The organism is Nocardioides sp. NPDC047086 (assembly GCF_040643685.1).
Classification (GTDB): domain Bacteria; phylum Actinomycetota; class Actinomycetes; order Propionibacteriales; family Nocardioidaceae; genus Nocardioides.
In genome coordinates this window covers 47,875-65,411 of the sequence record NZ_JBEYUV010000033.1, presented here as the reverse complement: position 1 = coordinate 65,411, position 17,537 = coordinate 47,875, and the positions used below count along the sequence as shown (strand labels likewise).

The window sequence follows — 17,537 nt, the reverse complement described above, 5'->3', positions numbered from 1 at the left end:
AGCGGCTCCGGCGGCTCGACCAGCAGGGGAAGCGGCTCGACCAGCGGGGGAAAGGGGCTCGACCAGCGGGGGAAAGGGGCTCGACCAGCGGGGGACAGGGGCTCGACCAGCGGGGGAAGCGGCTCGACCAGCGGGGGAAGCGGCTCGACCAGGGGAGCCCAGCAGCACCTACGAGCCAGCAACCATCTCGACAAGCCGCCCCATGGCCCCGAGCTCAGCATCATGAACACCCTCGTCAGGAACGATGACAAGAGACCACAGCCGACTGCCCACAGCAACATTCCCGACCACAAGATCCCCGTCATCGTGCGACTCGATGCATACGAACGCCCGGGATCCGATCTCGACGGGAGCAGGAGAGGAGATGCAGTCCTTCCGGCTGGCAGAGAGCCCGGCGGAGACGGAGGTGTCGACCAGGGTCGTCACGAAGATCGCGCCGCGGTCGCTGGTGTAGGTGCAGACGTCCTCGTCGGCGGTGTGCGTCCAGGTGCCGGGGATGGCGTTGGCGACCTGGCCGGGTTCGAAGAGACAGGGGCCGGAGGCTTCGACGGGGGAGGAGGTGGAGGGGCTCGGGCCGGGGCTGCTGGAGGTGGGCTCCCCGGATCCGCAGCCGGCGAGAGCGGTCGCGGAGAGGACGGCCGCGATGCTCAGCAGCTTCCTCGACACGTACGTCTCCTCGGTTTTCGGGGTTCCCCGCAGTTTCTCAGGTCGAGCCCGGAAAAGGAGTCACGGGGGTTGCCTCGACCGGGCACAATCGCTCCCGTGACCTCTGACCTGGTGCAGGGAACCCATCACGACGACCACAGTCGGGCCTCCATTCGGGAGCGGCTCGCGGGACAGCATGTGCTGCTCACGGGGGTGACCGGGTTCGTCGGGGAGGCGCTGCTGCAGCTGATACTGACCGAGGTGCCGGACGTACGTCTCAGCGTCCTGGTCCGGCCCAAGGGATCGACCCCGGGGGCGGACCGGATCGCGAAGATGCTGGCCAAGCCGATCTTCGAGTCCGTCGCAGGCGCCCAGGTGAACGTCGTGGAGGGCGATCTCTCCGATCCGCCGGCGCTGCCGGACGACCTCGATGCCGTCGTGCACTCGGCGGGCGACGTCTCCTTCGACCCGCCGGTCGACGAAGGCTTCGTCACCAACGTCGTCGGCGTCCGCGAGCTGCTCAGGCGGGTCGCAGAGACGGGACGGGACATCCACTACCTGCACGTCTCGACCGCGTACGTCTCCGGGCGGCGAAGGGGGCACATTCCCGAGGGCCCGGTGGACCACGACGTCGACATCGAGGCCGAGCTCGCCTGGGGGCTGGCGCAGCGGGCGGCCGTCGAGGAGCGCTCGCGCGGCGTCGAGGTCATCTCCCGGCTGCGCAAGCAGGCCGAGCGTGAGCACGGTCGCGCGGGCCTGATCACGGCCGCCGCTGCCGCCGAGGAGGCGCGCAAGAAGTGGGTGAAGGACGAGCTCGTTCGCCTCGGCACCGAGCGGGCGCGGTCGCTGGGCTGGACCGATTGCTACACCTTCACGAAGGCGCTGGGGGAGCGGGTCGTCGAAGCCCACGCCGCGGCAGGGAACCGGGTCACGATCTTCCGTCCCGCGATCATCGAGTCGGCCGTGTCCCGCCCCTATCCGGGCTGGATCGAAGGCTTCAAGATGGCCGAGCCGCTGATTCTTGCCTACGGGCGCGGCGAGCTGCCGCTCTTCCCGGCGGCCGCGGACACCCCCGTCGACATCGTCCCCGTCGACCACGTCGTGGCCGCGATCGTGGCGTGCCTGGCCCACCCGCCGGAGCACGGCGACCAGGCCTACTTCCATCTCGCCTCCGGCGACCGCAACCCGGTGACGTTCGGGATGCTCTACGAGACCGTGCGCGCCTACTTCTCCAAGGAGCCGTTCGCGGCCGGTGACCGCGGTGCCGCGCGGCTCCCGGAGTGGACGTTCCCGGGCGGGGCTTCGGTCGAGCGGATGATGGCGACCGGCGAGAAGGTGCACAAGGTCGCCGACCGGCTGCTCGGACTGGCCCCGCGCAGCGACCGCACCCGCGGCTGGGCCCGCGATCTCGACCGGCAGGGCCGTCGGCTGCAGTTCCTGCGGCGCTACCTGGACCTCTACAAGGAGTACGCCCAGGCCGACCTCCGCTTCGTCGACGCCAACACGCTCGCGCTCTATCGGTCGCTCTCGCCGGCCGACCAGGAGACCTTCGCGTTCGACACCGGCGTGATCGACTGGCACGAATACCTCCACGACATCCACGTGCCGTCGGTGACCAAGCCGGTCCGTGAGCTCGATGAGCTGCGCAGGCTGCGGAAGAGGCCGGTCCCGGGTCGGCTCCCGCAGCTCAAGGACGGGCGGGTCGCGGCCTTCTTCGACCTCGACGGCACCCTGATGTCCTCCAACGTGATCGAGACCTACCTGTGGCTGCGCCTCGGCGAGCTGTCGGGCACCCAGAAGGCCGCGGAGATCGCCCGGATGGCCGGCAAGGTGCCCAAGTACGTGTGGGCCGACCGTGCCGAGCGCAGCTCGCTGCTGCGTACGGTCTACAAGGAGTACGCCGGCGCGCGGCTCTCCGAGCTCGACCAGATCGTCGACGAGCACCTGACCACGCACATCCTCGGACGGCTGGCCCCGGACGCGGTCCGGCGGATCCGCGAGCACCGGGCGAGGGGGCACGTCACGGTGCTGGTCACCGGCGCGATCCGGCCGCTGACCCGGCCGCTGCTGCCGCTGTTCGACCACATCGAGGCGGCCGACCTGGCCGTCGACGACCGTGGCTTCTGCACCGGCCACCTCGCCGCCTCGCCGCTGGTCGGGGAGTCGCGCGGCGCGTTCGTCCGTGAATGGTCGCGCCGCGAGGGCATCGCACCGGCCGACTGCTTCGCCTACGCCGACTCCCACTCCGACCTCCCGCTGCTGGCCGCGGTCGGTCACCCGGTGGCGGTCCGGCCCGACGTACCTCTCTACCGGCACGCCAAGAAGTCACACTGGGCGATCGTCGACTGGGAGTCCCCGGGACATGCGAGCCGCACCCTCGACCCGGTGGGGCTGCGCCGATGAGGAGGCACTGATGCTTGCGCTCGAGATGTACCGCAGCGTCGCCAAGACGGCGGTCGGGAAGGTGGCCGGGCGACACCTGCCGCTGCTGCTGACCGGGGCGGCGGCCCCGCTGCGGATGGTGACGCTCGACCCGCCGAGGGTCGAGCACGAGGGGTGGGCGCGGCTGCGGGTCTCGCTCTCCGGCATCTGCGGGTCCGACCTGGGAATGCTGTCGGGGAAGACCTCCCTCTACTTCCAGCCGCTGGTCAGCCTGCCGTTCGTGCCCGGCCACGAGATCGTGGGCGAACTGCTCGACGCCTGTGGCGACCTGGCGGCCGGCACCCGCGTGGTCGTCGACCCGGTCCTGACCTGCGCCGCACGCGGGCTGGAGGCGTGCGAGGCGTGCGCGCGCGGCGAGACCAACCGGTGCTCCCGGATCACCGTCGGCGACATCTCCTCCGGGCTGCAGACCGGGTTCTGCCACGACACCGGCGGCGGCTGGTCCCAGCAGCTCTCGGTGCACCGCTCCCAGCTCCACGTGGTGCCGGAGGGCTACTCCGACGAGCAGGCGCTGCTCGCCGAGCCGGTCGCCTGCGCCGTGCACACCGCGCGAAGGGCCGCGGTCAAGCCCGGTGACCGGGTGCTCGTCTCGGGTGCCGGGGCGGTCGGGCTGCTGGCCACCCTGGCCCTGCGCGAGCTCACCGACGCCGGCGAGATCCTGGTCGTCGCCAAGCACGCCCACCAGCGTGAGCTGGCGCTGGAGTTCGGCGCCACCGAGGTGGTCGCCCCGAGCGAGACACTGCGGAGGATCCGCCGGGCGACCAGCGCCTTCATGCTCGAACCCGAGATGCTCTCGGCTCCCTACCTCCTCGGCGGCGTGGACGTGACCATCGACGCGGTCGGCTCGAAGGAGTCGCTGCAGACCTGCCTGCACGCCACCCGCGCGGGCGGGCGGGTGGTGCTCTCCGGGATGCCCGCCTCCGCCGATCTGTCCGCGGCCTGGTTCCGGGAGCTCGAGGTGGTCGGGACGTACGCCTCCTCGCGTGGCTCCGGTGACTTCGCCACCGCGCTGGACCTGGTGGGCCACGACGCCATGTGCCGCCTCGCCAAGACCGTCGCGCCCTACCCGCTCCACCGCTGGCGCGAGGCCCTCGACCATGCCCACTCAGCCGGTCGGCTCGGCACCGTCAAGGTGGCCTTCGACCCCAGACGTACGTCCTGAAGAAGGAGAGACACGATGACACGGCCAGGTTTCGTGCTGGAGGTCGACGACCGTACGCCGCCCCTGCTCGTCCACGAGGGGCTCGGGTTCCGGCTGGAGGAGTTTCCGCAGGGCACCCGGGTGGTCTACCCGCCCGAGTCGCTGCCGACCGTGCCGGATGTCGACGGGGCGATCCGTGAGGCCCTGGAGAACCCGGTGGACTCCGAGCCGCTGCGGGAGCTGATGTTCCCGGGGATGCGGCTGACGATCGCCTTCGACGACCTCTCCCTGCCGCTGCCCACGATGAAAGCCCCCGACATCCGGGGCCGGATCATCGAGCAGGTGCTCACGATCGCGGCCGAGAAGGGCGTCGACGACGTCGAGATCATCGCCGCGCTCGCCCTGCACCGCCGGATGACCGACGCCGAGATGAAGCACATCGTCGGCGAGCGGGTCTTCCGCAGCTTCGCGCCGCAGGGCCTGCTCTACAACCACGACGCCGAGGACCGCGCCAACCTCGAGCACATGGGTGTCACCGACAAGGGCGAGGACGTCGAGATCAACAAGCGGGCGGCCACCTCCGACCTGCTGATCTACGTCAACGTCAACCTGGTCGCGATGGACGGCGGCCACAAGTCGGTCGGCATCGGGCTGGCCTCCTACAAGTCGATCAAGCACCACCACAACGCCAAGACGATGGTGCACTCGCGCTCCTTCATGGACCACAAGCACTCCGAGATGCACTCCTCGGCCTGGCGGATGGGCCGGCTGATCGGCGAGCACGTCAAGGTCTTCCAGATCGAGACGACCCTCGACAACGAGGTGTTCGGTCGCCCCTACGACACGCTCCTCAAGCGCGAGTGGGAATGGTCGCTGCGGGACCAGGCGACGGTGCTCGGTCTGCGCCGCGGGCTGGCGGTCGCGCCGCAGAAGATGCGCCACAAGATGTTCCACGACCTGCGCTCCAACTACGGGCTGACCGGGATCACCGCCGGCGCCGTCGAGCCGGTGCACGAGCTCACCGTGCAGCGCGTCCACCAGCAGCAGCGGGTCAAGGTCGAGGGGCAGTCGGACGTGATGGTGATGGGGGTGCCCTACCTGGGGCCCTACAACGTCAACTCGACCATGAACCCGATCCTGGCCGCCTGCATGGGCCTGGGCTACTACTTCAACTCCTACCTGCGGCAGCCGGTGGTGCGCGAGGGCGGCGTCGCGATCCTCTACCACCCGCTCGACGAGGGCTTCAACACCCTCACCCACCCCTCCTACGTCGACTTCTACGAGGAGGTGCTGGCCGACACCACCGACCCGGCGCTGATCGGGCCGAAGTTCGAGGAGCAGTTCGCCACCGATCCCTGGTACGTCCACCTCTACCGCACCTCGAACGCTTACCACGGCGTCCACCCGTTCTACATGTGGTACTGGATCGCGCACGCGCTCGACCACCTCGGCGACGTCATCTGGGTGGGCGGCAACCCGAAGGCCGCCGCGCGGATGGGCTTCCGGAGCGCCACGACCCTGCGGGACGCGCTCGAGATGGCGTCCTCGACCGTCGGGCCGTCCCCGTCGATCACCTACCTGCGCAACCCTCCGCACCTGCTGGCGGACGTGCGATGAGCGCCATCGTCGGTCGAGCCGCCGGAGCCGCTAGGCGGAGGCGTGTCGAGCGTTGTATCGAGCTTGTCGAGATGACCAACACAGTCGACTCGAGCGCGGACGGGACCGTGTTGGTCTCGACACGGATTCGTTCGTTCCTCACGAATCCGGCTCGACCAGCGGGGGCCGCTCGACCAGCGGGGGAGGCGGCGCGATGAGTGGCTTCTGGAAAGAGACGGTCCGCGACGTACGCCTCATGAAGCGGGGCTGGCGGTGGGGACACCGGGCGCAGGTGCCGCGGTCGGCGGAGCCGTTCGTGCCGCCGGCGACGACGACGGTCTTCGACAACGAGTGGTCGCGCAAGCCGGCCGCGCGAGCGGTCAGAGAGGTCGCCCAGGCCGGTCTGGAGGCGGTGTTCCGCTCGCAGGTGAAGACCCAGGTCGAGGGCCTCGATGTGCTCGAGAAGCTCGACGGGCCGGTGATCTTCGTGGCCAACCACGCCTCCCACCTGGACACCCCGCTGATCCTGCTGAGCCTTCCGGACCAGTGGCGGCGGCGTACGGCGGTGGCGGCCGCGGCCGACTACTTCTTCGACACCTGGTGGCGGGCGGTGGGCTCCTCGCTGGTCTTCAACACGCTGCCGATCGACCGCCGCGGCGGCGCGCTCGCGAACGCCCCCGGTGAGGTACTCGCCGACGGCTGGTCCCTGGTCGTCTTCCCGGAGGGCACCCGGTCCAAGGACGGCACCGTCGGCCGGTTCCGCTCTGGCGCCGCCTATCTGGCCATCGAGTACGGCGTCCCCGTCGTCCCGATCGCCCACCGCGGCACCTACGCGGCGATGCCGCGCGGGGTGAGCTGGCCCGGCAAGGACAAGGCCGGGGGCCGCCGCCAGCTGACCGTACGCTTCGGCGAACCGCTGCGCCCGGCCGAGGGTGAGTCTATGCGTGAGTTCGCGCCCCGGATCCGGAGCGCGGTGGCCAGGCTGCTCGATGAGGACGCCACCGACTGGTACGCCTCGCTGCGCCGCGCCGCGGAGTCGCGCACGCCCGATCCGGCCGGGGAGGAGATCGCCGAGTGGCGCAAGGTCTGGGCGGCCACGGAGTCTCCCGACCCCGAGCCTGACAAGATCCGGGCCTGGCGCCGCTGACCCGGCGTCGGCCGTGCCGGGGATCAGGCCAGTGGTCGGTACCGCGCTGACCGCCCAGATCCAGCTCCGGGATCAAGCTGGATGTGCCCACCGCAGCGCCGGGATAAGTGATCCGGCTGAACGAGGCCGGTTACAGATCGCGACTCGTGAACTGGCCCATCGCGTCCTGCGAACAATCGACCGAAACTCTTACCTGCCCCATGGTGACCGATTATCAGGACGGACGCCGTCCCGCGATGGCGCGGGCTTCCCGTTCGAGGTGAGGACTACGTACGGATCCTCGTATGGTTCCTCAACCGAACCGATGAACTCTATGATCTGGTCGGTGAACCAGTCCGGCAGCCGATCAACCTTGCGGATCGACTCTCCCCGGGCAACCGCGCGCGCGAGATCCTTCACGAAGACCGAGCGCAAGTCCGATGAAGTGACCACGAACTCTCGTGTCGACTCCTCTCCCGAGGAGCTGAACACGAGCCCCCGCTGAGTGTGTCGTTCCACCGTTCCGTACCGCTGCAGAAGGTCCAGAAACTCGGCCCACAGGGTGCCCTCAGCTGCCACGGAGGAGTCTGCCGCGCCGATGTGTTCCGAAGGATCCACCACGTCAGAAACCCTTGCCCTGGCAGTACACCGAGTCCTTCCGCGGGAAGGACGTCATAATCCGAACCCCAGTCCTTCCGAGAATGACGATTACCCGCCTGAACTGCGAACTGGCTGGGATGAGAATATCGACGCCATCCGGTCATTGACAACCGGACGCCACCGACTGGTACGCCTCGATGCGCCGCGCCGCGGAGTCGCGTACGCCCGACCCGGCCGGTGAGGAGATCGCCGAGTGGCGCAAGGTCTGGGCGGCCACGGAGTCACCCGACCCCGAGCCGGACCGGATCAGGGCCTGGCGCCGCTGAACCCCGGGCCGCTGAGGCGGGTCAGGCCCAGCGCAGCAGCGCGGCCACCGGGGCGTCGCCGAGCACGCTGGCGGGCAGGACGCACACCTCCGCGTCGGTGAGGACCGCGGCGGCGATGAGCGCCTCGCCGGCCTCGACCGGCCCGGAGACCGGGGCCTCGCCGAAGGTGAGTCCGGGGTGATCCGCCGGGTCGAGGGTGTGCCCGGCCAGTGCGCCGGGGTCGACCAGCAGGGTCTCGACGCGACCGGTCACGAAGGCGTCGGCGACGTCGCGTACACCGGTGGCCGCGCGTTCGCCCCGGCCCCAGGCCTCCTCGAGGCGCCCGACCAGGGCCGTGCGGCGGCGTACGACCTGATCGAGAAGGGCGCTGCGGATCGCGTCGTCGCGAGCCTGGTCGCCGCCGTCCTCGGCGCGCTGCCCGCTCGCCAGCTCGACCACCTCGGTGGAGAGGCCGGCGAGGTCGTCGCGAAGCCTGCCCACCGTGGTCGGGTCACCGCCGACGAGCACGAGCTCATGACCGTGGTCGCGGACCAGCCTGGTCACCTCCCCGGCGACCTTGTCGGCGTTGTGGCGCCAGACGTTGCCGGTGGTCTGCTGCATGCGGAAGGCCGCCCAGCCCACGTTGTCCTGGACCTTGTGGACGTGCTCGAGCTCGTCGCCCGCCACGGTGGTCCTGCTCGTGGGGTTCGGAAGACCGGAGTCCCACAGCGAGATGTCGCCGCCGGTGTGGTCGGCCAGGACCAGCACGAACGGCATCGAGGCCTCGCGTGCGGCGATCCAGGAGCCGAGGTCGGGCAGCGCGTCCCAGGTCGCGACCGGGTTCGGCACCTCGGCGACGGCCACCTGGTCGTAGGCGACCCCGTCGGGGGTCGCGACGACGACGCGGGCCACGGGCGCCGGCTGGCGTACGTTCACGTCCAGCCGGTCGGAGACCTGTGCCACCACATCCGGTGGTGCGCCCTGCGCGGAGAGCTCCTCGCAGGCGGCTCGGACGCGCAGCTCCTTGGCGTGGGCCGCGTTCTCCGAGTCCTGGCTGACATCGGCCAGCACGGTGGCGTACGGCCCTGGGCGGGTCAACAGGTTGGTGAATCCAGCGGTGTCCATACCGGTGTGGTACCCACCTACGGGGGCTGTCACACGGTCCGGCTCAACCGGCTTCGCAGGTCACCTCGGTGACGTGCCACTCCTCGTCCTTGCCCTCGCCGGAGCGGGTGACGACGAGGGTGAAGACCGACCGGCCGCCATCGGGGGTCAGCTCCACGCTCGCGCCGGTCTCGGTGAGGTCGGTGGAGGTGATGCGTACCTTCTCCAGGTGGCCGCGGGCGTCGGCGGCCTTCTCGGTGGGCGGGGTCTGGACCGAGGGGCAGGCCCGGGCCCACTGGGCCACCAGCTCCGGCTCGGCCTCGACCGTGGTCCAGCTCGTCGTCCGCGCGAACCGGCTGGCGGCCGTCTCGGCCTGGTCGGTGGCGTGCTCGCGGAAGCGTGAGCGCGAGTAGCCGTACCCGGCCACCGAGATCAGCACCCCGACCAGCACCAGGACACCGACCTTGAGCGCGATCTCGCGCCACTCGCTGCTTTGCACGGGACGTTCCTACCACCAGCGGCCCCAGGACCCGAACCGGCTCGCGGATGAGAGAGCTCTCATGGTCGTCTCACGATCACCTCACCGCGGGTCGAGATGGTTCTTGCATGGCGCCGGGAACACCCGGTGCAGAACCTGAAGGGACGAATCATGAAGAAGCTTCCGATGATCCTCGGCACCGGCCTCGTCGGCGTGGTCGCGGCCGGCGTGTTCACCTACCAGAGCGCTGCCGCCGTCGATGGTGACGGCTATGCCAAGCGTGAGGAGAAGTCCAACACCCAGGTGACCACCGTGGACGATGACGACGACAACGACGCCGACGACGTCACCCGCGACGCCGCCGGCAACGACACCGTGACCAACGGCACCGGCGTGACCCGGGCGACCAAGGACAACACCCGCGACAACACCAAGGACAACACGCGGGACAACACCCGCGACAACACCAACGACCGGACCCAGGGCTGAGTCGAGAGATGACAGACACCTGGGGCCTGGTCCAGGGTGACGCGATCACCCCCGAGCTGACCGCGATGCGGCTGCTCGGGGGCGGCTCGTCGTACGAGGCCTTCCTGGCCTTCGACGACGTCACCTACGGTCCGGTCGTAGCCAAGGTGCTGCGACCGGGGCTGGTCGGCAGCGAGACCAGCCGCAACGCGCTGCGGCGCGAGACCGACGCGCTGACGAACCTGAGGCACCCCGTCCTCGTCCGCGGCCTGCGCGAGGACCTCCACGGCGAGCGGCCCTACGTCGTGATGGAGCACGTCGAGGGCCCCCGGCTCTCGACGCTGATCCGTCGCCACGGGCGCCTGCCCGAGCAGCAGTACCTGCCGCTGGCGATCGACCTGGCCTCGGTGCTGCACTACCTGCGCCGCTCCGGCTGGGTGCATCTCGACCTCAAGCCGAGCAACCTGATCATGGGCTCACCGGCCCGGCTGATCGACCTCTCCGTGGCCCGGCCGACCGCCGAGGCCGCCGCGCTGCGCCACGAGATCGGCACCGACGCGTACATGGCGCCCGAGCAGTGCCTGCCCGGTGAACGCGGCGAGGTCGGCCCGGCCAGCGACGTCTGGGCCCTGGGCGCGACCCTCTTCCACGCCGTCACCGGCGAACGGCCCTTCGCGCACGGCGACCCGTCGGCCGCGGACCGCACCGAGCGCTACCCGCAGCTCGTCTCCCGCCCCGGCGCCCTCCCCAGACGTACGCCGCCCGAGATCGTCAAGGTCATCGAGGCGTGCCTCGCCCCGGACGCCGGAGACCGCCCGGCCCCGGCCGAGATCGCCGAGACCGTCTCGCCCGCCGTGGAGCGACTCCCGCGCGCCTCGCTGGGCGGCCTGCGGATCGGCTGATGTCTCAGGGCTGGAAGCGGTAGCCCATCCCACGGACGGTCTCGACCCGGGCCGAGCCCAGCTTCTTGCGCAGGTAGCCGACGTAGACGTCGACGACGTTGGAGCCCGGGTCGAAGTCCATGCCCCAGGCCAGGTCGAGCAGCTGGGCCCGGGAGAGCACCTGCCCCGGATGCCGCAGCAGCACCTCAGCCAGCGCGAACTCCCGCGCCGAGAGGTCGGTCTCGCGCCCGTCGACCTGCAGCCGCCGCGTACGCAGGTCCAGGCCCACCGAACCGGAGCGGAGCTCGCCCACCTCGGCGTCGGTGCGGTCCTGCTGCCGCAGGCGTACGTTGATCCGCGCCCGCAGCTCGGCGAAGCGGAACGGTTTGGCCAGGTAGTCGTCGGCGCCGCCCTCGAGCGCGGAGACGGTGTCGTGCACCGAGTCGCGGGCGGTCAGCACGACCACCGGCATCCGGGAGCCCTGGGCGCGCAGCTGGTCGAGCACCTCGAAGCCGTCGATGGTCGGCAGCCCGATGTCGAGCACCATCAGGTCGAAGGCACCGCTGAGCGCCTCCTCGAGGCCCTCGAGCCCGTCGGCCACGGTGCTGACCTGGTGGCCGTCGGCGCTCAGGCCCTTGGCGAGGAAGGCCGCGATGCGGTCCTCGTCCTCGACGATCAGGATGCGGGCCATGCCTCTCCTTCGGTGCGTGCGGGCAGGGTGATCGTGAAGCGGGCGCCGGGTCGAGCGTCCTCGACGGTCACGGTGCCGCCGTGGGCGGTGGCGATGGCGGAGACGATGGCGAGCCCGAGACCGAGCCCCGGGCGGTCGCCCGAGCCGGTCTCGGCGCCGCGGGCGAACCGCTCGAAGATCCGGTCCCGGTCCTCGGCGGGTACGCCCGGCCCGGTGTCGCGCACCCACAGCCGCAGGGTGCCGTCGACGGTCGCGGAGCCGATCGCGATCCGGTCTCCGGGCGCGGTGTGGCCGGCGGCGTTGTCGCACAGCTGCAGCATCGCCTGGGTGACGCGCTGCGGGTCCAGGCGCCAGGTGCCGGGCGTGGCCTCGTCGAGATGCCAGTCGCGCTCGGCCAGGGCGCTGGCCTTGGCGAGGATGTCCTCGGTGAGCGTGTCGACGTCGACCTCCTCCAGGGTGAGGAAGTCGGGCCGGTCGTGCTTGGCCAGCAGGATCAGGTCGCCGACCAGACGGCTCATCCGGTCGACCTCGTCGAGCGCCAGCCGCCGGGTCTGCTCAACCTCGGCCGGGTCGGACTCGTCGAGGAGCTCGAGGTGGCCGCCGATGATCGTCAGCGGCGTACGCAGCTCGTGACCGGCGTCGTCGAGGAACTGGCGCTGGTCGGTGAACGCCTGCTCCAGGCGGGCCAGCATGTCGTTGAAGTTCCTGGTCAGCGCGGAGATGTCGTCGTTGCCGGACTCGGGCAGCCGGGCGGAGAGGTCGGTGGCGCTGACCGCGCCGGTGGCCTGTCGCAACCTGGTCAGCGGGGCCAGCAGCCGCCCGGACTGCCAGGCCGCGACCAGGGTGACGAGCAGGGCGAGGAGGCCGGCCACGATCGTGTAGGTGCGCATCGTGCTGCGCAGCTCGGCACGGTCCTCGTCGAGGTAGGAGACGACCAGGAGGGCACCCTCGGTGGTGCCCGTGGCGGTGTCCTGCCGCACCGGCTGGCTGGTGATGCGTACCTCGCCCTCGGCGGTGTCGAGATAGGTCGTCCCGCCGCGGACGGCCAGGTCGCGGACGGCGTTGCCGAACCGGGCGGAGGTGACCAGCGGGTCCTCGGGGAACTGTGCGCGCGGCCGGCCGTCCACCCAGGCGACGAGGAGCTCGTCGTCGTCGGGGACGTTACGGCGCAGGAACGTGAGCAGCAGGCCCTCCACGTCGTACGGCGCCCTGGTCTCGGGGTCGATGCCCTCGGTGCGCAGCCTGGAGAACTCGTCGAGCTCCTGCTCCATCTCGCGTGTGGTCGCGGCATCGACGCGGCCGAGCTCGACGGCATAGACGATGAGGCCGGCCCCGGCCAGGGCGAGGGTGACCAGGAGCGCGACCGAGGCGGTGATCCGGGCGCGTACGGACAGCCCCCGGCGCGGCGGTGGCGGTGTGGTCCCGGGCGGCTGAGGGTCAGTCGTCGTCATGGCGGTCGTCGTGGTCATCGTCGTCGTCATCATCATCGTCGACGGGACCAGGGGTGACGACCGGGACACCCGAGGGATCCGTGCTCGGGGACGATCCGGTGCTCGGCGAGGACGGTGAGGCCGACTGCGAGGGCAGCACGACGGGCCCGCGCGGCGGCGGGTCGTTCTCGGAGGCTCCCGCGAAGGAGCCGGCCAGGTAGACGCCGACCGCCACCAGGGCGACCAGCGGCAGGATGAGTTTCAGGGTGCGCGACATGACCCTCCGATAGTGCCCGACCACCCCTCCGATGTGGGGGGTCCATGAGAGACCTCTCATGGATACAGTGATCCGGGTCACCACTTGCACCTGGAGGTAACGCCCGTGTTCGTCCCGTTCAGCGTCAACGACTTCATCGACCGTGCCGCATCCGTCTATGGCGAGCGGGTGGGCATCGTCGACGAGCCCGATCAGCCGGCGCCCTCCCTCGGGGAGGTGACGTACGCCGAGATGAAGTCGCTCGCCAAGCGGATGGCCGCGAAGCTGGACGAGCTCGGCATCGGGGTGGGGGAGCGGGTCGCCATCGTCTCCCACAACTCCGCGCGACTGATGACCGCGTTCTACGGCGTCTCCGGCTATGGCCGTATCTTGGTGCCCGTCAACTTCCGCCTCCGTCCCGACGAGGTCTCCTACATCGTGGAGCAGTCCGGAGCCTCGGTGCTCTGGGTCGACCCGGAGGTCGACGAGGCGCTGAAGGACGTGACCGCGAAGCATCGTTTCGTGCTCGGCGACGACGCCAACCTCTACGCCGCGGAGGGAGCCGAGCCGCAGCCGTGGGAGCCGGACGAGAACGCGACCGCGGCGATCAACTACACCTCCGGCACCACCGCCCGGCCCAAGGGTGTGCAGATCACCCACCGCAACATCTGGACCAACGCGATGACCTTCGCGCTGCACGCGGGTTGCACCGACCGCGACGTCTACCTGCACACGCTGCCGATGTTCCACGCGAACGGCTGGGGGATGCCGTTCGCGGCGACCGGCCTCGGCATCAAGCACGTGGTGCTGCGCAAGGTCGACGGCATGGAGATCCTGCGCCGCGTACGCGACCACGGCGTCACCTACATGTGCGCCGCCCCCGCGGTGGCCGCCGCCGTGCTCGACGCGCTGCCGCAGTGGCAGGCCACCGAGGGTGAGATCCCCGGACGGGACAAGGTGCGGATCATCATGGCCGGTGCGCCGCCGCCCACCAAGACGGTCGTCCGCGTCCAGGAGGAGCTCGGCTGGGAGTTCATCCAGATCTACGGCCTCACCGAGACCTCGCCGCTGCTGACCATCAACCGCACCCGCGCCGAGTGGGACGACCTCGACCCGATGGAGCGGGCCGCGAAGCTGACCCGCGCCGGCGCGCCTGCGATCGGGGTGAGCCTCGACATCTCGCCCGACAAGGAGGTCCTGGCCCGGTCCAACGTGGTGCTCGAGGGCTACTGGGAGAAGCCGGAGGAGACCGAGAAGGCGCTGGCCGAGGGCTGGTTCCACACCGGTGACGGCGGCAGCCTCGGCGACGACGGCTACCTCACCATCTCCGACCGCATCAAGGACGTGATCATCACCGGCGGCGAGAACGTCTCGAGCGCCGAGGTCGAGGACGTCCTCTTCCTGCACCCCGCGGTGTCCGAGGTCGCCGTCATCGGCATCCCGAGTGAGAAGTGGGGCGAGACCATCCTGGCCCTCGTCGTCCTCGCGGAGGGTGCGCAGGCGACCCAGGAGGAGCTGATCGCCTGGTGCAAGGAACGAGCCGCAGGCTACAAGGCGCCCACGGTCGTCGAGTTCCGCGACTCCCTCGCCCGCACGGCCACCGGCAAGCTGCAGAAGTTCAAGCTCCGCGAGCCCTACTGGGGCGACCGCGACCGCAAGGTCAACTAGCCCGGACGGGCTCCTCGAGGAGCTGGTTGACCTCCTCGAGGAGCAGCTCGGTCTCGTCGTCGGCGGCCGGAGGTGGGACGTACGCGGCGAGGCGGCGGGGGTCGTCCTCCGGAAGCGACGCGATCAGGATCCGGCGAGGATGGGCGGAGCCGCCGGTGACGAGGTACTTCTGCCCCGGACGTACGCGGCTGGCCTGCTCGGCCACGATGCGTGCTCGCTCCTCGGCGCCGTCGTCGGCGGCCCCCACCTCTGCCGCGGCACGGGGTGAGTCGGCGAGCGCTTCGCGGATGATGCTGCGCGGGTCGTAGTGGCGTACGTCCAGGGCTTCCAGCTCCTCCCGGGCCCTCGAGGAGTCGTTGACGTTCCGGAAGGAGCGGATCAGCTCGGCGAGGCGGTGGGTGTAGAGCGGGAGTCGTTGGGGGCCGATCACGAGGCCGGCGACGATCGCGACCAGGAACAGCTTCTCGACGCTCAGACCGAACACGGCTGTCTCCTTTCGAGTTGGCGGTCGTGGAGGTGGGTGATGAGGACGGCGGCGGCGAAGAGGGCCGACATCGGCGCGGCGACGAGGAACATCGACAGTACGTCGGCGGCCGGTGTCACCAGCGCGCTGAACAGGACGATGACGACCACGATGGCGCGCCAGCTGCGCCGCAGGGTGCGCGAGGACAGCAGGCCGAGCAGGTTGAGCACGACCACGAAGACCGGGAGCACGAACGCGACCCCGATGGCGAGGACCATCTTCATCACGAAGTCGACGTAGTAGCCGGCGTTGAGGATGGTGCTCTCCTCGGTCGAGGAGAACCCGGCGAGCATCTCGACCATGTGCGGGAAGAGCAGGAAGCCGAACGCGCAGCCGGCGGCGAACAACGGGATCGCGGCCGCCAGGAACCCGAAGGTGTACCTCCGTTCGCGTCGGGTCAGTCCGGGGGTGACGTACGCGAAGAGCTCGGCCAGCCACACCGGGCTGGACAGGATGACGCCGGTGAAGAGCGCGATCTTGAGCTTGAGGTCGAAGGCACCGGTGACGGTGTCGTAGTTGAGGCTGGCGTCCTGGGACTGCGCGATCTGCTCGATCGGGGACCGCAGGACCTCCAGGATCTGGTCGGAGGCCCAGAAGCCGACGACCACGCCGATGAGGAGCGCCACCGCCGCACGGATCCCACGCCTGCTCGCCTCGCGCAGATGGCCGGCGACCGGCATGGTCCCCTTCGCGGTCTGCGGGGCCGGGGTGACCGGTGCGACGGTGGCGGTGGTCATGAGGCCCTGCGGTCGGCCACGGCCTCGACGGTGGCGGGCTGCGCCTCGGCGTCGTGGGCCTCGTCCTTGAGGATGCGTACGGACTGGCCGACGCTGCGGGCGAGTGCCGGCAGCTTCGCCGAGCCGAAGACGAGCAGGATGATGGCGAGGATGACGAGGGCGTGCCAGCCCGTGAGGTTCTGCAACATGATGATGCTCCTAGAGGGGTAGAGGGTCACTCGGTCGGGGGCTCGGGCGGGGTGCCGCCGTCACCACCCTCGGGCGGGGTGCCGCCGCCACCACCGGGCGCGGCGCCCATGGAGGCCTCGGTGGTGGTGTCGACGGCGACGGCGAGCGAGCCCTTGTAGCCGGCGCTCGGGCTACCGGAGAACGTGCCCATCTCGAGCTCGTAGCCGTCGCTGAAGACGTTGTCGGAGTCGAGGCTGACCTTGGCGAGGTTGTCGGAGGAGCCCGCGTAGGCGTCCTCCTGGTAGACCTTGGTCAGCATCTTCTCGGGGAAGGCGACCTGCGAGGTCGCGATCGCGTTCTCGCCGGTGGTGGCCGAGTCGGCGTCGGGGTAGACCTCGAAGTGCATGTGCGTCCAGCGGCCGTCGTAACAGCCCGGGACGATGGTCTTGAAGGTCACCTGGCCGTCGGCGTCGGCGACCTGGACACCACGGAGGTACGTCTCGTCCTCGACGCCCTCGGAGTACATCGAATAGAGCCCCTGGGCGTCGCACTGCCACAGGTAGACCGCGACGCCCTCGAAGGGCACGTTGTCGTTGGCCATGTCGGTGAGCGCGAAGGTGAAGGTGAGCGGCACCCCGTCGACAGTGGCGCCGCCGTCGAGGCTGGAGGTGATGTCGCTGCGTACGATCCCGGACTCGGTCAGCACGTTGGTGCCGTTGGTCCCGTCGGCCGGGTAGGGGCCGTTGGTCTCCTGCGGGATCTCGCCGTCGGCGGTCGCGGAGGTGTTGGCGGCGGATCCGCCCGTGGAGGTGCTCGAGGAGCCGGACGAGCTCGCCCCGCAGGCGGCCAGGGCGGCCGCTCCGACCCCGACCCCGACGAGCCCGAGGACCCGGCGGCGGGTCAGCAGCGGCGAGATGTCGAAGCCGGCACCCTGGTCGACGACCTCCTCCTCGGGGCGGGCCAGCAGGCGGCCCTCATAGGCGGGGCCTTCCGGGGTGTTCTCGGGTTCGGGTACGCGGCTCATCTGGTTCTCCTTGACGTCGGTCCTGGTGCGTTGACCTGACTCTGACGTCTGGAACCGTGAGGACCTCCTGCGCCGCCTGTGGGGTTCCTGTGAAAGCCGCCGAGGATCAGTGGAGGGTCAGCCGACGCCCGGACGCGGGGCGGACTGGAGCTGAGCCGCCTGCTGGCGGCAGTGGGGACAGACCAGCGAGAGCGTGGCCAGCAGCCGCGTGTAGGCCTTGAGCCCGAAGATGATCATGGCAAGGAGTCTTGCAC

The 17,537-nt window shown here is 70.4% G+C and carries 19 protein-coding genes; 8 read left to right on the top strand and 11 right to left on the bottom strand.

The annotated features are described in order from the left end of the window. Positions 1-168: 168 nt before the first annotated feature. On the bottom strand, positions 169-666 hold the full coding sequence (locus ABZ796_RS21355; protein WP_357339586.1) for a hypothetical protein: 498 nt from the start codon (positions 664-666) through the stop codon (positions 169-171). 96 nt (positions 667-762) lie between these two features. On the opposite strand from ABZ796_RS21355, the gene ABZ796_RS21350 reads away from it, so the two are divergent. The 4 genes from ABZ796_RS21350 (at position 763) to ABZ796_RS21335 (ending at position 6,971) form a co-directional block, all read left to right on the top strand. Then, entirely contained in the window at positions 763-3,048 is a 2,286-nt protein-coding gene (locus ABZ796_RS21350; RefSeq protein ID WP_357339585.1) for an HAD-IB family hydrolase, read from the top strand. Between the two features lie 10 nt (positions 3,049-3,058). Further along, positions 3,059-4,249: a zinc-binding dehydrogenase gene (locus ABZ796_RS21345; RefSeq protein ID WP_357339583.1), complete on the top strand. Its 1,191-nt coding sequence runs from the start codon at positions 3,059-3,061 to the stop codon at positions 4,247-4,249. Positions 4,250-4,264: 15 nt separating this feature from the next. Next, positions 4,265-5,845, top strand: a complete 1,581-nt coding sequence (locus tag ABZ796_RS21340; RefSeq protein ID WP_357339581.1) for a lactate racemase domain-containing protein — start codon at positions 4,265-4,267, stop codon at positions 5,843-5,845. Positions 5,846-6,038: 193 nt separating this feature from the next. Further along, positions 6,039-6,971: a lysophospholipid acyltransferase family protein gene (locus tag ABZ796_RS21335; protein WP_357339579.1), complete on the top strand. Its 933-nt coding sequence runs from the start codon at positions 6,039-6,041 to the stop codon at positions 6,969-6,971. 189 nt (positions 6,972-7,160) lie between these two features. On the opposite strand, the gene ABZ796_RS21330 is transcribed toward ABZ796_RS21335, so the two are convergent. Next, the gene (locus tag ABZ796_RS21330) at positions 7,161-7,571 is read right to left on the bottom strand and encodes a hypothetical protein (protein ID WP_357339577.1); all 411 of its coding nucleotides are present in this window, start codon (positions 7,569-7,571) and stop codon (positions 7,161-7,163) included. Positions 7,572-7,747: 176 nt separating this feature from the next. Between ABZ796_RS21330 and ABZ796_RS21325 the strand changes: the two genes are divergently transcribed. Then, positions 7,748-7,876, top strand: a complete 129-nt coding sequence (locus ABZ796_RS21325; RefSeq protein WP_357339575.1) for a hypothetical protein — start codon at positions 7,748-7,750, stop codon at positions 7,874-7,876. A gap of 21 nt (positions 7,877-7,897) precedes the next feature. Here the strand turns inward: ABZ796_RS21325 and ABZ796_RS21320 are convergent, their stop codons facing one another. Both ABZ796_RS21320 and ABZ796_RS21315 read right to left on the bottom strand, forming a co-directional pair. Next, complete coding sequence (locus tag ABZ796_RS21320) at positions 7,898-8,980, bottom strand: Vms1/Ankzf1 family peptidyl-tRNA hydrolase (protein WP_357339574.1); 1,083 nt, start codon at positions 8,978-8,980, stop codon at positions 7,898-7,900. A 43-nt stretch (positions 8,981-9,023) separates the two neighbouring features. After that, a complete protein-coding gene (locus tag ABZ796_RS21315) occupies positions 9,024-9,458 on the bottom strand; it encodes a hypothetical protein (protein WP_357339572.1) in 435 nt (144 codons plus the stop codon). A gap of 150 nt (positions 9,459-9,608) precedes the next feature. Between ABZ796_RS21315 and ABZ796_RS21310 the strand changes: the two genes are divergently transcribed. Next, positions 9,609-9,926, top strand: coding sequence for a hypothetical protein (locus ABZ796_RS21310; protein WP_357339570.1), 318 nt, complete (start codon positions 9,609-9,611; stop codon positions 9,924-9,926). An 8-nt stretch (positions 9,927-9,934) separates the two neighbouring features. Continuing rightward, on the top strand, positions 9,935-10,807 hold the full coding sequence (locus tag ABZ796_RS21305; protein ID WP_357339569.1) for a serine/threonine-protein kinase: 873 nt from the start codon (positions 9,935-9,937) through the stop codon (positions 10,805-10,807). A gap of 4 nt (positions 10,808-10,811) precedes the next feature. On the opposite strand, the gene ABZ796_RS21300 is transcribed toward ABZ796_RS21305, so the two are convergent. Genes ABZ796_RS21300 through ABZ796_RS21290 form a run of 3 tightly spaced genes read right to left on the bottom strand, consistent with a single transcriptional unit; the run spans position 10,812 to position 13,184 of the window. Next, positions 10,812-11,477, bottom strand: coding sequence for a response regulator transcription factor (locus ABZ796_RS21300; RefSeq protein ID WP_357339567.1), 666 nt, complete (start codon positions 11,475-11,477; stop codon positions 10,812-10,814). Continuing rightward, positions 11,462-12,928, bottom strand: a complete 1,467-nt coding sequence (locus ABZ796_RS21295; RefSeq protein ID WP_357339565.1) for a HAMP domain-containing sensor histidine kinase — start codon at positions 12,926-12,928, stop codon at positions 11,462-11,464. Before ABZ796_RS21295 ends, ABZ796_RS21300 begins: the two co-directional genes overlap by 16 nt. Then, positions 12,915-13,184 carry a hypothetical protein gene (locus tag ABZ796_RS21290; protein WP_357339563.1) on the bottom strand — a complete coding sequence of 90 codons (270 nt, stop codon included), beginning with the start codon at positions 13,182-13,184 and terminating at the stop codon, positions 12,915-12,917. Before ABZ796_RS21290 ends, ABZ796_RS21295 begins: the two co-directional genes overlap by 14 nt. Positions 13,185-13,289: 105 nt before the next feature. On the opposite strand from ABZ796_RS21290, the gene ABZ796_RS21285 reads away from it, so the two are divergent. Then, positions 13,290-14,831, top strand: a complete 1,542-nt coding sequence (locus ABZ796_RS21285; RefSeq protein WP_357339562.1) for an AMP-binding protein — start codon at positions 13,290-13,292, stop codon at positions 14,829-14,831. Here the strand turns inward: ABZ796_RS21285 and ABZ796_RS21280 are convergent. Genes ABZ796_RS21280 through ABZ796_RS21265 form a run of 4 tightly spaced genes read right to left on the bottom strand, consistent with a single transcriptional unit; the run spans position 14,824 to position 17,283 of the window. Then, positions 14,824-15,315, bottom strand: a complete 492-nt coding sequence (locus ABZ796_RS21280) for a hypothetical protein (RefSeq protein WP_357339560.1) — start codon at positions 15,313-15,315, stop codon at positions 14,824-14,826. The genes ABZ796_RS21285 and ABZ796_RS21280 overlap by 8 nt on opposite strands. Then, positions 15,303-16,091, bottom strand: coding sequence for a twin-arginine translocase subunit TatC (tatC, locus tag ABZ796_RS21275; protein WP_357339558.1), 789 nt, complete (start codon positions 16,089-16,091; stop codon positions 15,303-15,305). Before tatC ends, ABZ796_RS21280 begins: the two co-directional genes overlap by 13 nt. After that, positions 16,088-16,279: a twin-arginine translocase TatA/TatE family subunit gene (gene tatA, locus ABZ796_RS21270; protein ID WP_357339556.1), complete on the bottom strand. Its 192-nt coding sequence runs from the start codon at positions 16,277-16,279 to the stop codon at positions 16,088-16,090. The genes tatC and tatA overlap by 4 nt, the downstream gene beginning before the upstream one ends. A gap of 26 nt (positions 16,280-16,305) precedes the next feature. Further along, positions 16,306-17,283: an intradiol ring-cleavage dioxygenase gene (locus ABZ796_RS21265; protein WP_357339554.1), complete on the bottom strand. Its 978-nt coding sequence runs from the start codon at positions 17,281-17,283 to the stop codon at positions 16,306-16,308. Positions 17,284-17,537: the final 254 nt, after the last annotated feature.

What these genes read in the sequence shown, in the direction of transcription:
- ABZ796_RS21345 (WP_357339583.1), top strand. Translation starts at nt 3,059, where the DNA reads ATGCTTGCGCTCGAGATGTACCGCAGCGTCGCCAAGACGGCGGTCGGG.
- ABZ796_RS21340 (WP_357339581.1), top strand. Translation starts at nt 4,265, where the DNA reads ATGACACGGCCAGGTTTCGTGCTGGAGGTCGACGACCGTACGCCGCCC.
- ABZ796_RS21335 (WP_357339579.1), top strand. Translation starts at nt 6,039, where the DNA reads ATGAGTGGCTTCTGGAAAGAGACGGTCCGCGACGTACGCCTCATGAAG.
- ABZ796_RS21325 (WP_357339575.1), top strand. Translation starts at nt 7,748, where the DNA reads ATGCGCCGCGCCGCGGAGTCGCGTACGCCCGACCCGGCCGGTGAGGAG.
- ABZ796_RS21320 (WP_357339574.1), bottom strand. Translation starts at nt 8,980, where the DNA reads ATGGACACCGCTGGATTCACCAACCTGTTGACCCGCCCAGGGCCGTAC.
- ABZ796_RS21310 (WP_357339570.1), top strand. Translation starts at nt 9,609, where the DNA reads ATGAAGAAGCTTCCGATGATCCTCGGCACCGGCCTCGTCGGCGTGGTC.
- ABZ796_RS21305 (WP_357339569.1), top strand. Translation starts at nt 9,935, where the DNA reads ATGACAGACACCTGGGGCCTGGTCCAGGGTGACGCGATCACCCCCGAG.
- ABZ796_RS21300 (WP_357339567.1), bottom strand. Translation starts at nt 11,477, where the DNA reads ATGGCCCGCATCCTGATCGTCGAGGACGAGGACCGCATCGCGGCCTTC.
- ABZ796_RS21295 (WP_357339565.1), bottom strand. Translation starts at nt 12,928, where the DNA reads ATGACGACGACTGACCCTCAGCCGCCCGGGACCACACCGCCACCGCCG.
- ABZ796_RS21290 (WP_357339563.1), bottom strand. Translation starts at nt 13,184, where the DNA reads ATGTCGCGCACCCTGAAACTCATCCTGCCGCTGGTCGCCCTGGTGGCG.
- tatC (WP_357339558.1), bottom strand. Translation starts at nt 16,091, where the DNA reads ATGACCACCGCCACCGTCGCACCGGTCACCCCGGCCCCGCAGACCGCG.
- tatA (WP_357339556.1), bottom strand. Translation starts at nt 16,279, where the DNA reads ATGTTGCAGAACCTCACGGGCTGGCACGCCCTCGTCATCCTCGCCATC.
- ABZ796_RS21265 (WP_357339554.1), bottom strand. Translation starts at nt 17,283, where the DNA reads ATGAGCCGCGTACCCGAACCCGAGAACACCCCGGAAGGCCCCGCCTAT.